Source organism: Desulfatibacillum alkenivorans DSM 16219 (genome assembly GCF_900142135.1).
Taxonomy (GTDB): Bacteria; Desulfobacterota; Desulfobacteria; order Desulfobacterales; family Desulfatibacillaceae; genus Desulfatibacillum; species Desulfatibacillum alkenivorans.
The window spans coordinates 164,816-178,086 of record NZ_FQZU01000004.1 but is presented as its reverse complement, the minus strand read 5'-3'; the positions used below and the strand labels follow the sequence as shown (position 1 = coordinate 178,086).

9 protein-coding genes and 1 tRNA gene are annotated in these 13,271 nt (G+C 56.2%); 6 read left to right on the top strand and 4 right to left on the bottom strand.

Annotated elements, in window-relative coordinates; all coding sequences use genetic code 11:
- Positions 1-150: 150 nt before the first annotated feature.
- Positions 151-3,261 carry a sigma 54-interacting transcriptional regulator gene (locus tag BUE18_RS05515; RefSeq protein ID WP_073473737.1) on the bottom strand — a complete coding sequence of 1,037 codons (3,111 nt, stop codon included), beginning with the start codon at positions 3,259-3,261 and terminating at the stop codon, positions 151-153.
- Between the two features lie 296 nt (positions 3,262-3,557).
- Between BUE18_RS05515 and BUE18_RS05510 the strand changes: the two genes are divergently transcribed.
- Genes BUE18_RS05510 through BUE18_RS05500 form a run of 3 tightly spaced genes read left to right on the top strand, consistent with a single transcriptional unit; the run spans position 3,558 to position 7,142 of the window.
- Positions 3,558-4,601 (top strand): heterodisulfide reductase-related iron-sulfur binding cluster, encoded by a 1,044-nt coding sequence (locus BUE18_RS05510; protein ID WP_073473735.1) that lies wholly within the window; start codon positions 3,558-3,560, stop codon positions 4,599-4,601.
- A gap of 16 nt (positions 4,602-4,617) precedes the next feature.
- Positions 4,618-5,976 carry an FAD-binding oxidoreductase gene (locus BUE18_RS05505; RefSeq protein WP_073473733.1) on the top strand — a complete coding sequence of 453 codons (1,359 nt, stop codon included), beginning with the start codon at positions 4,618-4,620 and terminating at the stop codon, positions 5,974-5,976.
- Complete coding sequence (locus BUE18_RS05500; RefSeq protein ID WP_073473731.1) at positions 5,976-7,142, top strand: (Fe-S)-binding protein; 1,167 nt, start codon at positions 5,976-5,978, stop codon at positions 7,140-7,142. Before BUE18_RS05505 ends, BUE18_RS05500 begins: the two co-directional genes overlap by 1 nt.
- Positions 7,143-7,637: 495 nt before the next feature.
- On the opposite strand, the gene BUE18_RS05495 is transcribed toward BUE18_RS05500, so the two are convergent.
- From BUE18_RS05495 to tadA, 3 genes are read right to left on the bottom strand one after another with little or no spacing between them, the layout of a single operon-like run.
- Positions 7,638-8,573, bottom strand: coding sequence for a GGDEF domain-containing response regulator (locus BUE18_RS05495; RefSeq protein ID WP_073473729.1), 936 nt, complete (start codon positions 8,571-8,573; stop codon positions 7,638-7,640).
- Positions 8,574-8,628: 55 nt separating this feature from the next.
- Positions 8,629-9,921: an adenylosuccinate synthase gene (locus tag BUE18_RS05490; protein WP_073473727.1), complete on the bottom strand. Its 1,293-nt coding sequence runs from the start codon at positions 9,919-9,921 to the stop codon at positions 8,629-8,631.
- Positions 9,914-10,384, bottom strand: coding sequence for a tRNA adenosine(34) deaminase TadA (tadA, locus tag BUE18_RS05485; RefSeq protein WP_073473725.1), 471 nt, complete (start codon positions 10,382-10,384; stop codon positions 9,914-9,916). The genes BUE18_RS05490 and tadA overlap by 8 nt, the downstream gene beginning before the upstream one ends.
- 104 nt (positions 10,385-10,488) lie before the next feature.
- Here tadA and BUE18_RS05480 point away from each other — a divergent pair.
- The 3 genes from BUE18_RS05480 to BUE18_RS05470 all read left to right on the top strand — a co-directional run bounded on the left by BUE18_RS05480 (position 10,489) and on the right by BUE18_RS05470 (position 13,231).
- Positions 10,489-10,565: transfer RNA gene (locus BUE18_RS05480), tRNA-Arg, on the top strand.
- A 503-nt stretch (positions 10,566-11,068) separates the two neighbouring features.
- Entirely contained in the window at positions 11,069-12,235 is a 1,167-nt protein-coding gene (locus tag BUE18_RS05475; protein WP_073473724.1) for a Fic family protein, read from the top strand.
- Positions 12,236-12,697: 462 nt separating this feature from the next.
- Complete coding sequence (locus tag BUE18_RS05470; protein ID WP_139264621.1) at positions 12,698-13,231, top strand: hypothetical protein; 534 nt, start codon at positions 12,698-12,700, stop codon at positions 13,229-13,231.
- The last annotated feature ends 40 nt before the right edge of the window (positions 13,232-13,271 follow it).

Genomic DNA, 13,271 nt, shown 5'->3' with positions numbered 1-13,271 from the left:
GGTTTTTTAATGCCGCTGCTATAAGTTACCAACGATCATGAACTGGTGTCCAGAAGTTTCCTCCGATGAGCTTGGCCGCGGCTTGCCGCATGCCGCCGCATCCAGCACGCCCCGCATAGGCGGCTAATCCGCTGTACGCAGGGCGTTTCTTTATGGACGCTTTATGCCCAGCTTCTTCATGCGGGCGGCGAGGGTGGAAGGGTTGATGTCCAGGAATTCGGCGACTCCGCCGGGGCCGCGCACCTTCCAGTTTTTCTGCTCCAAGGCCCATAAAATATGGCTGCGTTCGTTTTCCTCCAGGCTATGAGGGCGGTGCAGGCTGCGTCCGTCGGGCAGGTCTTCCAGATCCGGAGCCCTAAACAGGGGGCCGGAGCTTAAAATCATGCCCCTTTCAATCACGTTGGCAAGCTCCCGGATGTTCCCCGGCCAGTGGTATTTAAGGAGCTTGTTCATTTCCTCCCTGGAAATCCTTTTGGCCTCAATTTGCATTTTTTGGGCGAAAACCCGGATAAACTGCTCGGCCAGCAGGGGGATGTCCTCCTTGCGATCCCGCAGAGGCGGCACGACGATGGGAAACACGTTCAGCCGATAATAAAGGTCCTGCCGGAATTTCTTTTCGGCGGCCAGGCTTTCCAGATCCCGGTTTGTGGCGGCGATGAGGCGAAAGTCGGACCGGATGGTTTCGTTGCCGCCCACCCTTTCGAACTCGCTGCTTTGCAGCACGCGAAGCAGGTTGGCCTGGACGTCCAGGGGCAGGTCTCCGATTTCGTCCAAAAAGATGGTTCCTTTGTCGGCCAGTTCAAAGCGGCCGATCCGGCGGGAGGAGGCTCCGGTAAAGGCGCCTTTTTCGTGGCCGAACAACTCGCTGTTGATGAGGGTTTCGGTGAGGGCGCTGCAATTGGCTTTGACGAAAGCCTTTCCCCGGCGCTTGCTGTGATAATGGACGGCGTTGGCGGCCAGTTCCTTGCCCACGCCGGTCTCCCCCAGGATGAGAACGTTGGAATCGGTCCCGGCCACTTGCTCGATCAGATGGAGCATGTTACGCACGGCCTGGCTTTTGCCGATGACCTCCTTGTAATTCTCCCGGGAAAAGCGCCGCGGTGATTGAATGCGCCTCCCCTGGGCCATGGCGCTTTTCAGGCGCTTGATTTCGTCCTGGGCGTTGGCGTTGTCCAGGGCTGCCGCAGCCTGGGCCGCGAAAAAGGAGAGCAGTTCAAAGTCCGACTCCTTGAATGCGGAATTGAGCAAACGGTTGTCGTGATACAACACGCCCAGGGTTTTCCCTTTGAATATAATGGGCGCGCAAATGCTTGACCGGGCCGCCTCGCCGGACCCGGCGCTCCACTCTTCCGGGGGACCGGATTCCTTGCGGATAAAGGATTTTTTGTCCACGCCCAGGGAGGCCGCCTGTTGGATGAGGCGCATGGAAGGCTCGAATGCGGGGCGTTCAACCTGATCGGCGGTCAGATTCCTGGAGGCTCGCAGCTTCATGGGCGGTCCGTGAGGATCTTCGTTGGCCACGAAAATCGCTCCCCGCTCGGCGCCGGTCAACTGGTTGACCGTGGAGAGGATGCTGTGCAAAAGCTCCTTGCCGTCCTGGACCGAGGCCATGTCATTGCCCAGACTGTAGATGCCGGAAAGCAGCCTTTGGGCGGAGGCCCTGGTTCGAAAAAGGGGTTTGAGATCCGGGGGAATTGTTTCTTCGTGATACTGCTCCAATACGCCGGACAGCCGGTCCGCCATGCCTTGCGCCGCCTTGGCCTCGCCTTGCAAGAGAAGCCTGCGCATGGTTTCCATGCGGGTGCGGAGGATTTCCAATTCGTGGCCCGACTCCTCCAGCCACTTGAGGGATTGGTCCAGGGATCGCCTGATAGCCTCTTCCGGCTCTTTATTGTAGGCCTGCAGCAGGGCCGAGTAGCGATAAGCCAGGCCCTTGAGGAACACGTTCCGGCCCACAAGGATGCTTTGAATTTCACGATCCAGGGAAAGATTGAGCATGCGGGGATATTTGCCCTGCTCCATGGCCCAGCAAAGCTCCAGCAAGTGGGGCTTGTGATGCAGGGCGTCCACGTTCACCTCCCGGCATTTTAGCACGAATCGCCTCAGGGCGGCCACCGAGCGGCGGATGTCGCCTTTCAGATAATACAAATGGGCTAAAAACCCGTCGGCCAGCATTTCGATATAACTGTTGCCGCTTTGCTTGAGGGCGGCGTGGTTCGCTTCGATGTACTCCAGGGTTTCCGCCGTGGACTTGATGCTGTGCAAGGCGCTGTGGATGGAGCCTGTGGCGAATGCGGCCGTGTGCAGGTCTCCGGCTTCCAGGCAGGATTTCTGGATGGCGTCCAGCATGCCCAGGCCCTGGGTGATCTGGCCCGTAAAGGTGTAGCACTGGCCCGCCGTGATGGTCACCAGCAGGGGAAAGCCCCCTTCCGGCCGCGCTTCCACGTCGGAGACGGCCGTTTCGTACAGGGCCGCGACCTCTTTAAACCGCCCCTGCCAGAAAAGAAAAAAGGTGCGGAAAGCCAGGGCCGAACGCATGAGCCAGGGCTCGTTGCACTGCAGGGCCAGGGCCCAGCCGTCCTTGAAGATTTCGTTGGCGCTGTCGTACCGGTTTAAAAGCCACTCATTCTTGGCGATGTGCATGCGAATGAGCGCCTGGGAGGCTTTATCCCCGCGTTTCTCCGCACGCACCAGGGCGTCCCGAAGCACGGCCGCCGTCTCGTCCGTGCTTTGCCGGGCCGTGGAAACCTTGGAGGTCTTCAAAGCCATTCGGATGAACAAATCGTCGATGCCCGGCCCTTCCAGGCTCAACAGGTCGTCCTTGAGCTTTTTGTAGCATTCCAGGGCCTTGTCCGGCTGAAACCTTTTTACGAAAGCGTCCCCCGCCAGAAGCAGTCCGGCGCAGCCCTGTTCGTCGTTGGGTATACGGAGTAAAAAGGGCGCAAGATGAGAAGCGTCCAGATCGTTCTCCCGGCACTCCTTTAAAAAGAGCATGGCCGCGCTGCGAAAGCGCTTTTCCCTTTGGCCCGGCCCCATGCCGGCCAGCACGTGGTCGCGGATTTTAGGATCGGCCAGGGCGTAGGTCCCGGCGCCTTTGGGCGCCAGCCATCCGTCCTCCATGGCTTGTTCAAAGATTTCCAGGGTCAGGGAGGGCCTTTGGCCGGAGAGTTCGATGATCCAGTCTATGGAGAAGTCTTTTTCAAATAAGCAAACGGCTTCCCGCACTTTTTCCTGGGCGATTTTTTTCGAGGCCGGGGCCATGGCTTTCTCGCAGGCTGTATTTTGTGGGTTGGGTTTCGGGGCGCCGTTAGGCGCTGGCGTGGGGAGTGTACTTCGGGATTTGACCGGAGTCAAGAAAAACGCCATATTTGGCTTTTGCACGCCAAATATGATGCATCCTCATCCGCCCAATTATTAACCCCTTAAATACACAACAAATGCAAATCAAGACTCCTGGCGCCCTTCTTGCCTATTTACACGCCGGCAGGAAAAGCAGCCAACCCAAACGCACAACAAACCTTTCAGACAATCCGCACACCCAACCACAGGAGGCGTCCATGTATGAATTGAAATTCGATCCGGACCTGTGCATGGCCTGCGATACCCAAGACTGCCTGGTCAAGTGCCAGCACATGGATATCGATCAGGAAGCGGCCCGCACAGAGATCCTGAAACTGGCCGGCGGGGAGGACTCGTTTGTCCTTCGGGACTGCGTAACCTGTTACGCTTGCGAGGAATACTGTCCCAACGGCAACCATCCCTTTTATTTGATTGTGAAAATGCAGGAGGAATTGGGCATGTTCCCTCTGCCGGACCCGCTGGTAAAGAGCGGGGTCCAGGTGGGGATTCCCTTCAGGGGGGAGCCCGTCATCGACGAAATGGAAGGGACGGCGCTCAATATGGGGGTGTTCAGCCCCTTGCTCGGCCGGGTCGCAGGGAGCAAGCTCTTTGAAGGGCTGCCCATCATTTCTCACGACTCCCGCAAGATGTTTCACTACTTCTGCCAGTTGATGTATTTACATTACGGCAAGACCTCGGTGATCAATGAACGCCTGGACGGGATCATCCAAACCTTGGCCGCCCACGGGGCAAAGGAAATCGTGCATTTTCACGACGAGTGCTACGGGACCTACACCTCCTACGCCCCGGCCTTTGGGATCGAGGTCCCGTTCAAGTCCATCCACCTTTTTGAGTTTTTGTACAACCGGCTCCTGGAATTGAAGGATGAAATCAGGCCTCTGGGATACAAGGTGGTGTATCAGCGCCCCTGCTCCTCGCGCCTGTCTTCCGACAAGCATCCCTTCGTCGCCAAGATTTTCGACCTCATCAGCGTGGAATACATGGACCGGGAATACAAGGACGAAAACGCCATGTGCTGCGGCGCCACCATCCTGGGCCAGAAAAAGGAGGGCAGCCGGGTTTATTGCGCGGAAATCCAGAAGAAAAACATCGACGACATGAAAAAGGCCGGCGGCCAGATTTGCGTGTTCAACTGCCCGGCCTGCATGCAAACCCTTGGCATGCCGGTAAGCAAGGCTGGGATTATGCCCTTGTTCATGAGCGACCTGTGCAGGCTGGCCATCGGCGAAAAAGTCGGATAAAAAAGGGGGATAAACCATGAGTTCCATTCATCAGGAATTAGTCAATATAGTGGGGGAGGATTACGCCTCGAACCGGCGGGAGGAGTTGTTCACCTACTCCAAGGACCTGGGCACATCCCAGCCCTTATGGCCCGAATATGTCGTCGCGCCCAAGACCACGGACGAACTCCAGGCCGTGGTCCGGCTGGCCAACGAAACCAAAACGCCCATTGTTCCGCTGGGCGGCGGCATGACCCTGGCCGGGCTGGCCCTGCCTCAACAGGGCGGCGTCATCATCGACCTCAAGCGCATGGACAAAATCCTGGAGGTCAACGAACAGGGCCGGTACATGGTGGTGGAGGCGGGAATCTCCCACGGCAAGATCACCTCCTACCTTAAAAAGAACCACCCCAACCTCATGCATTCCGAACCCGGCGCGCCTCCGGCGGCCACGGTGGGCGGCAACCTGGCCATCCACGGCCAGGGGGATCTTGCCCATCCCTACGGGTTCAATACGGACATGGTGAACGGCCTGGAAGTGGTTCTGCCCACGGGCGACATCGCCCGGTTCGGATCCTGCGCCGTGGGCTCGGGCTGGTACACCATGCACCCCCTGCCGGACATCGGCCTGTTTCTGGGCTGGAACGGCGCCACGGGGATCATCACCAAGGTGTCCCTCAAGCTCTATCCCTGCAAAAAATTCAGGGAAAACAATATGTTCGTGGTGGAAAACGAGGAGTTCGTCCCGGACGTGCTTTTTGAAATCTCCCACCTGGGCATGGCGGAAGACCTCATCGCCACCAGCTCGGAAATTCCGCCCATGATGAACCGGCTGCACTACATCAGCATCATCAACACCGGGGATTCCGAGGAGGAGCTGGAGTTCAAACGGCATATGACCTTCGACGTTCAGCTTGCCAAGTACATCCGCAACGGCGTGGGCGGCATCGTCTCGCTCTATGATGAACGATCCCGCCCCCAGGTGAGCAAGTCGGCCGACTGGAAAAAAGGCGGCGGCTTTGAATACGTGGGCGCCATCGTGCCCGTGTCGTTCTATCCTGAATGCTACCGCCGGGGCTCGGAAATCTCGGGCCGGCATTTCATCCCGTACACGGTCCTCGGCCGGGTTATTGGAAGCTGCCACAGCATGATGTTCTCCTGGTCCTACGCTTTCAACAGGGCGGACGACGCCACGGTCAAGCACGCCAGGGACGCCCTGCACGAAACGGACGAACTGGTCATGGAGCTCAACGGGACCATCTGGAAGCCCGCTATCTTCGGCCAGAAACTCATGCTCGAACGCATGGACCCGGGCGCTCTTCGCCTCATGAAGGAAGTGAAAAAGATTCTCGACCCCAATGGGATCATGAACCCCGGCAACTGGGAGGTGGACTAATGAATCTCATGGAATACAAATACAAGGATATGATTCACCGCTGCTTTCGATGCGGATACTGCAAGTTCCCCACGGACTGGAGCGACATCACCAATTGCCCGCCTTACGCCAGGTTCCGCCTGGAAAGCTATTCCACGGGCGGCAGGCTGTGGCTCATCCGCGCCTGGCTGAACGGAGAGCTGGAATGGTCCCCCAATTTGGCTAACATCGTCTATTCCTGCGTGGGCTGCAAAAACTGCGTGGAAAAATGCCCTCACAGCTTTAACGACGACGTGGTCAACATGATCATCGCCGCCAAAACCGCCATGGTGGATGAAGGGAAGATTCCCAAGGCCGTGGGCGAGTTCCTCACCAACGTTCAGTTGCACGGCAATCCCTACGGCATGGCTGCAAAACGGCGTGAAGACTGGATGGAGGGCCTGAACCTGGAGCCCTACAAAGGCCAGGAATTCCTCTTTTACGTGGGTTGCGAAGGCTCTTACGACACCCGGGCCCAAGGCGCGGCCAGGGCGACCGCCAAACTGCTGCAGCAGGCCGGGGTATCCTTCGGCGTCCTGGGGTCTCAGGAAATTTCCGACGGAAACGAAGTGGAGATGATGGGCGAAGACGCCCTTTTGGAGGATCTGGCGAAAAAGAACATCAAGATGTTCACCGAACTGGGAGTGAAAAAGATCATCACCCTGTCGCCCCATTCCTACAACGTGTTTAAAAATCGTTATCCGGATTTCGGCGGCGAGTTCCAGATTTATCACCACAGCCAGATTCTGGCCAATCTGCTTAAAAAAGGCCTGATCAAAGCGCCTGAGCAAGCAGACGCCCGCATCACCTTTCACGACCCCTGCTTTTTGGGGCGCTGGAACGAAGAATACTCGGCCCCCAGAAAGGTCCTGGCCGCCATACCCGGCGCGGCCTTTGCGGAAATGGGCCGCAATAAAAAAGGCGCGCTTTGCTGCGGAGGCGGCGCCGGCAATTTTTACACGGATTTTTTGGGCGGCAGCGAGGACAGCCCGGCCCGCATCCGGGCCCGGGAGGCGGACGAAGCCAAAGCCAACATCCTGGCCGTGGCCTGCCCCAACTGCCTGACCATGCTGGAGGACGCGGTGAAGGTGGAAGGCCTGGAGGATAAAATCAAGGTGCGGGACATATCAGAGATTTTGACCGCATAACGCCGTAGCCATTGTTGAAACACATTAAGAAATCCCGGGATGGTTTAAACCGTTCCGGGATTTCTTTTTGTGTAAAGGAAATGCCATTCACCGGTTGCATTTGGACGATTGGCGCCTTTCCAAGGCGACGACAATAATGCCGGCCTGGAAAGCGAGAATAACGGGCTGCAAGGACGGAAGAAGGTTTTGGGAAAATCCATTTGTTGGGTTTCGCACACATGTTTTTGGCTTTAAACATTGCTCCGGCGAAAAAGGGACTGCCTCCGCAGGAAAGGTTTTACAAGCTCTACCCAACCTACGTCGCACGATGATGAGATGTAGGTTGGGTAGAGCGCTGAAATAAAGCGTTGAATTGGGAAAAACGCCACTTGCCTGAACGCACAATACGGCCTGTATCGCCGCTGCGAAACCCAACAAAGAGGGAGCAACTACGGCGGGGGGACCACTCAACTACGGGCAAGAAAACCTGGCAACTACAGCGCGGAGAGCACGCAATTACGCCTCGCCCCCCGGCCGGCCCGGGGCGGACAGCGCGGCCACCTGGTTTCCGCCGGCGCGTTTAGCCTTGTACATGGCCTCATCCACCCTTTTGACCATGTCGGCCAGATCCTCGCCGGGAGTGCACTGGGTGACGCCCACGCTGATGGTCAAATGCACCTCCTCGGCGTCCGCGCGATGCACCAGGTCCCGCACCTCTTCACACACCCTCTGACCGACGCCTAAAGCCTCTTCCTCGTCGGTTTCGGGCATGAGCACGGTAAACTCCTCGCCGCCGTAACGGAAGGCGGTGTCGGTAAGGCGAATGCAGTCCTGCACGGCCCTTGCAATACGGGCCAAGGCGCGGTCTCCTTCAATATGGCCGTATGTGTCGTTGAAATTCTTGAACTTGTCGATGTCGAAAAGCAGGAGGGACAAAGGCCGTCCATAGCGCCGGGCCCGGCGAATTTCCACGTCCAGGGTTTCGTAAAAGTGGCGGGAGTTGTACAGCTTGGTCAGCCCGTCCGTGACGGCCAGCTCCTGGAGCTTGCCCATGAGCTTTTCCCGCTCCTGGTCAAAGGCGCGCTCCCGCAGAACCCGTTTGATGCGCAGGCTCAGCTCGGAAAACTTGATGGGTTTGATGATAAAGTCGCTGGCGCCTTGCTCGATGGCGTCTTCGTAGGTGTATTGCTCGCCGAAGCCGGTCATGACAATGACGTCGGCGCCATGCTCCTTTTTGATGAGATTGGTCAGCTCCAGGCCCTGTATGTCCGGCAGTTCGATGTCCGTGACTACAAGATCCACCTCCCTGTTTTTCAGGATTTCCAGGGCCTGTTCGCCGTCTTCCGCCTTGACTCCGTTATAACCGGCGGCCAGGACCAACTTCAGGAGGGTATTGCCGACATCAATGTCATCGTCCACAATCAAAATATCAGCGTGCCTGAAATCCGTCATGGAACTTCTCTCCGTTTCTGTTGATCTTGTCCGTGGGCTTTATGGGTCCCGTGAATTATCCCGCAAAAGGGTCCTTCACGACCATGGTTTCATCGCGGCCGGGGCCGACGGAAATAATCTTGATGGGCGCGCCCAACAGCTCTTCCACCCGGTTCAGGTAGTTCCGGGCGTTTTCCGGCAGGTCGTCAAAGTTTCTGACGCCGGAGATATCCTCGGTCCAGCCGGGCATGGCTTCATAAACCGGCTTGCACTTGGCCAGGACCTTGAGGTCGGCCGGGAAGAAATTGAGGGTTTCGCCTTCGCATTCATAGGCGGTGCAAATATTCAAGGAATCCAGGCCGCCCAGGACGTCCAGCTTGGTGATGGCCACGCCGGTCAGGCCGTTCAAACGGGCCGTGGCTTCCAACAGGACCATGTCCAGCCAGCCGCAACGGCGGCGGCGGCCGGTGGTTGCGCCGAATTCCGCGCCTTTTTCCTGGATTTTGTTTCCGACTTCGTCTTCCAGTTCCGTGGGAAAGGGGCCCATGCCCACGCGGGTGGTGTAGGCCTTGACAATGCCAAGCACTTCGTTGAGCTGGCCGGGGCCTACGCCCGAGCCTGCGCACACGTTGCCTGCCACCGTATTGGACGAGGTGACGAAAGGATAGGTGCCGTGGTCGATGTCCAGGTGGGTGCCCTGGGCCCCTTCAAAAAGCACCTGCTTGCCTTCCTTGATCCCCTGGTTTAAAACCACGGAAACGTCGACCACGTGGGGCGCCAGGCGTTTGGCGTATTCCGTATACTCGGCGATGATGGCGTCCGGGTCCACGGGATCGGCCTTGAAAAATTCGGTCAGGAGAAAGTTTTTTTCCTCGCAGGCTTCCCGCACCATGGAGTCAAAAACTTCCGGGTCCAACAAATCAACAAAGCGGACGCCCTTGCGGGCCGCCTTGTCTTCGTAGCAGGGGCCGATGCCGCGGCCGGTGGTGCCGATTTTCTGGGCGCCTTTTTTGGCTTCCCTGGCGTGGTCCATGGCCTGATGATAGGGCATGATGATCTGGGCGCGTTCGCTGATAAGCAGGTTATCCGCGTTGATTTCCACTCCCATGCCGAGGAGCTTGTCCACCTCCTCCAGCAAAACCTTGGGATCCACAACCACCCCGTTTCCAATGAGGCAGGTCTTGTTCTGAAGAATCCCGGAAGGAATCAGGTGGGTGATGGTCTGGGTTCCGTCCACAACCACGGTGTGTCCCGCGTTGTTTCCGCCCTGGAAACGGGTGACCATGTCGGCCTTTTCAGCCAGCATGTCCACGATCTTGCCTTTTCCCTCATCTCCCCATTGGGTGCCAACCACTACGATGTTAGCCACTTTTTGCTCCTTGTCTTTTTAGACGGAAAAATTCCTGCATGATCGTCCGGCACGCCTCTTCGCACACTCCGGAAAGGATTTCCGGATGATGGTTCAAGCCCGGGTCGGACGCAAAGTCGTACAAGGAGCCGCAGGCGCCCCATTTGGGGTCCGGCGCTCCGTAAACCACCTTGCTGACGCGGGCGTGAATCACGGCGCCCATGCACATGATGCAGGGTTCTACGGTGCAGTATAGCACACTGTTTAACAACCTGTAATTGCCGATAACCCGGCCCGCTTCCCGCAGAGCCAGGATTTCCCCATGGGCGGCGGCGTCGTTCAGACCAATGGTCCGGTTGTGCGCCTTGATGATAAGGTCCTGATCCGGCAATACAAGAACCGCGCCCACGGGAACCTCGTCTTCATCCCACGCAGATTTAGCCTCGTCAAGAGCCATTTGCATGTATTCGGAATGTTTTTCCATAAAATTCCTTTGTCAGGAAACAAATTTTTTTTCGTCACCGATATTTTCATCCTAATAGGGGCTTGACAAACGGCATGAAAGAGAATAATTCAGTCCCAGTTTTTGCGCCCGTAGCTCAGCTGGATAGAGTGCCGGACTACGAATCCGTAGGTCGCAGGTTCGAATCCTGCCGGGCGTACCAAAAATAACAGGGGTCGGCCCAAGCGGGCTGATCCCTTTTGTTTTTTACGGCCTCTTTCTTTTCCGCTGCGGCCGTCCCCGGCCCCTTTCCAGCGCCGTATTCGCTGTCTAATTCTTCACGCAAAAAATCCCAAAATTTCAGGGACATGAACTTATCTCAAAAAAAGGGACGGAATTCTCCGGGTATAACGCCCGAGATAAGTATCGTGTCCCCTCGAAATTGACCTTACCATTAATAGCCGCTTCATTCGCCCCATTCGCAGCCGGATCTTTGAATCCAAAAAATCCCAAGCCCTTGTAATAAGGATATACACCTTTCGTCCCGGAGCGTCCATAGCCTTTGGGAAGGAATGGTCTGTTCTATTCGCTATGGGCGCGATTGAAAAGGATCTCCAGGCGCTGCATTAAAAATTCTCTTGCTTTTTGCTTTCCACACCATTATTTTAGGATAAGGCTTTAAACTAAAACAAGAGAAAGCCATATTTTAGGTAAAAGGCAAACGATATGAAACGAGAACTCCAAGGCGAGTATGTCTCCGTGTCAACGGTGGGAGAGAAGGTCAACGCTTTTGTGCCGGCGCCCCTGCCTCCAACCCCGCCCATTAACTGGACTCCGGCGTTAAGCCGGAAATTCGACCAAGCGCTGACAGCTTTAGGGAGGCTGGACAATATCTCCGACCTGTTGCCCGAAACCTCGCTGTTTCTGTACATGTATGTACGGAAAGAAGCCGTTCTTTCCTCCATGATCGAGGGTACTCAGTCGTCGCTGTCAGACTTGTTGCTGTTTGAGTTGGACCTGGAGCCAGGCGTTCCGTTGGATGACGTTCAGGAAGTAAGCAACTATGTTGCGGCTCTCTACCATGGTTTGCAGTTGATGAAAGAGGGTCTGCCCCTGTCGCTGCGCCTATTCAGGGAAGTCCATAGCGTGCTGCTCAGCAAAGGGCGGGGAAGCAAGCAGACTCCCGGTGAGTTTAGAAAAAGCCAAAACTGGGTCGGTGGAACCAGACCGGGCAATGCGGCTTTTGTCCCTCCGCCGCCGGAAAAAGTGATGGAATGCATGAGCAAACTTGAACTCTTCCTGCATGACCAACCGGAGCCGACTCCGGTGCTTTTAAAAGCGGCTCTCGCCCATGTGCAGTTCGAGACGATCCACCCCTTTTTGGATGGCAACGGCCGCTTGGGGCGGTTATTGATAACGATGCTGCTTTGCGATCAAAAAGTATTGCGCGAGCCCATGCTTTATCTCAGCCTCTACTTCAAAACGCACCGTCAATATTATTACGAATTGCTTAACCGGGTGCGTTTAACCGGCGACTGGGAGAATTGGCTGGATTTCTTTGCGGATGCCGTAATTTTCACCGCTGATCAGGTTGTAGAAACCGCAAAACAGATCCTCGACCTGACGGCAAAGAACAGAGACCTCATTTACGGCCAAGGGCGAGCCGCGGAATCCCTCATGCAGATTCTTCCGGCGTTGATGGAACGCCCCATCGCCACTTCGAGCTGGCTGGTCGAAAAGACAGGCATCACTCCGGCAACGGTAAATAAGGCGTTAAGCCGACTGGAAGAACTCGGCATCGTCAAAGAACTCACAAAAAAGAAACGCAACCGTTTGTACAGTTACGCGGATTACATCGAGATTTTAAACCGCGGCGCCGAAATTCCGGATTGATATGACCGCTTGGGCGCCTGTCTAGTAAACATGAATTCAGACGCTACCCCAGGCGGCCATGCTGGCGTCCTGCAGGTCGATCAACCTGGACTGAAAGCGGCTACTTGAACTGGGAAAGAGCAAAGGATGAATACATATATCGTAAATAAAAAAACATCCCCACACTTTATTTGTCCTCTGATTGGTTGGTGCATTTACCGGAATCATTATAATAGTTGTGGAGAGCTTCCCCAAAATGCATAGGAACAAGTTTTCTCTAATATTATACAACGATGAGATCGTTTAGCCTTGGACCAAACCAGAAACTCAAAACAAAGAACAGACCGAAACGGACGCGCATACGCAGGCAGTCAGCGCCGGATTCAGACCTATGTGAATTTCAGGCGGGATGCACTGAACAGGGCTCTATTGGCAGCTATTCCGGATTTTCCTGCTGATGGAAAAATTGTCTGGGCGTCGCCCTTGGAGAAGGACAACTACGCCGAATATCAGGATAAGGCCTTTCTTGAGGCGTTGGGCTTTGCTCATCTGTGGGATCGCCTTCAAGGCTTCTGGCCGAGACGAGGCCCGGTGTGGGACGCTTTGGCCAGGATTGAAAACCAGGATTCAGGGCGGGCCGAAGGCGTTATTTTGGTGGAAGCAAAGAGTCATGTGAATGAGGTGTATGGTAACGGATGCCAAGCCTCGCCCAAATCCGGAAAACTCATTGATAAGGCTCTGAGCGAGGTCAAAAATTTTCTCGGCGCGTCTCCGGAAGCGGACTGGACCGGGCAGCTTTACCAATCGGCCAATAGGATCGCCCACTTATACTTTTTCAGGGAGATTTGCCGGGCGCCCGCGTGGCTGGTCAATGTGTATTTCACCGGCGACCCCAAGTCCCCGACTCCCGCCGAAGCCTGGGCTGAGCATCTGCCTGGGATGAAAAATGAGCTTGGGATCAATGGACTGGCTGTAGAAGGTTTGGTGGAGTTGGTTTTACCGGCGCCTGGGGAATGAAGAAACGGCGCGTTGCTCAGTTTCCTCGGAAGCGGCGGCG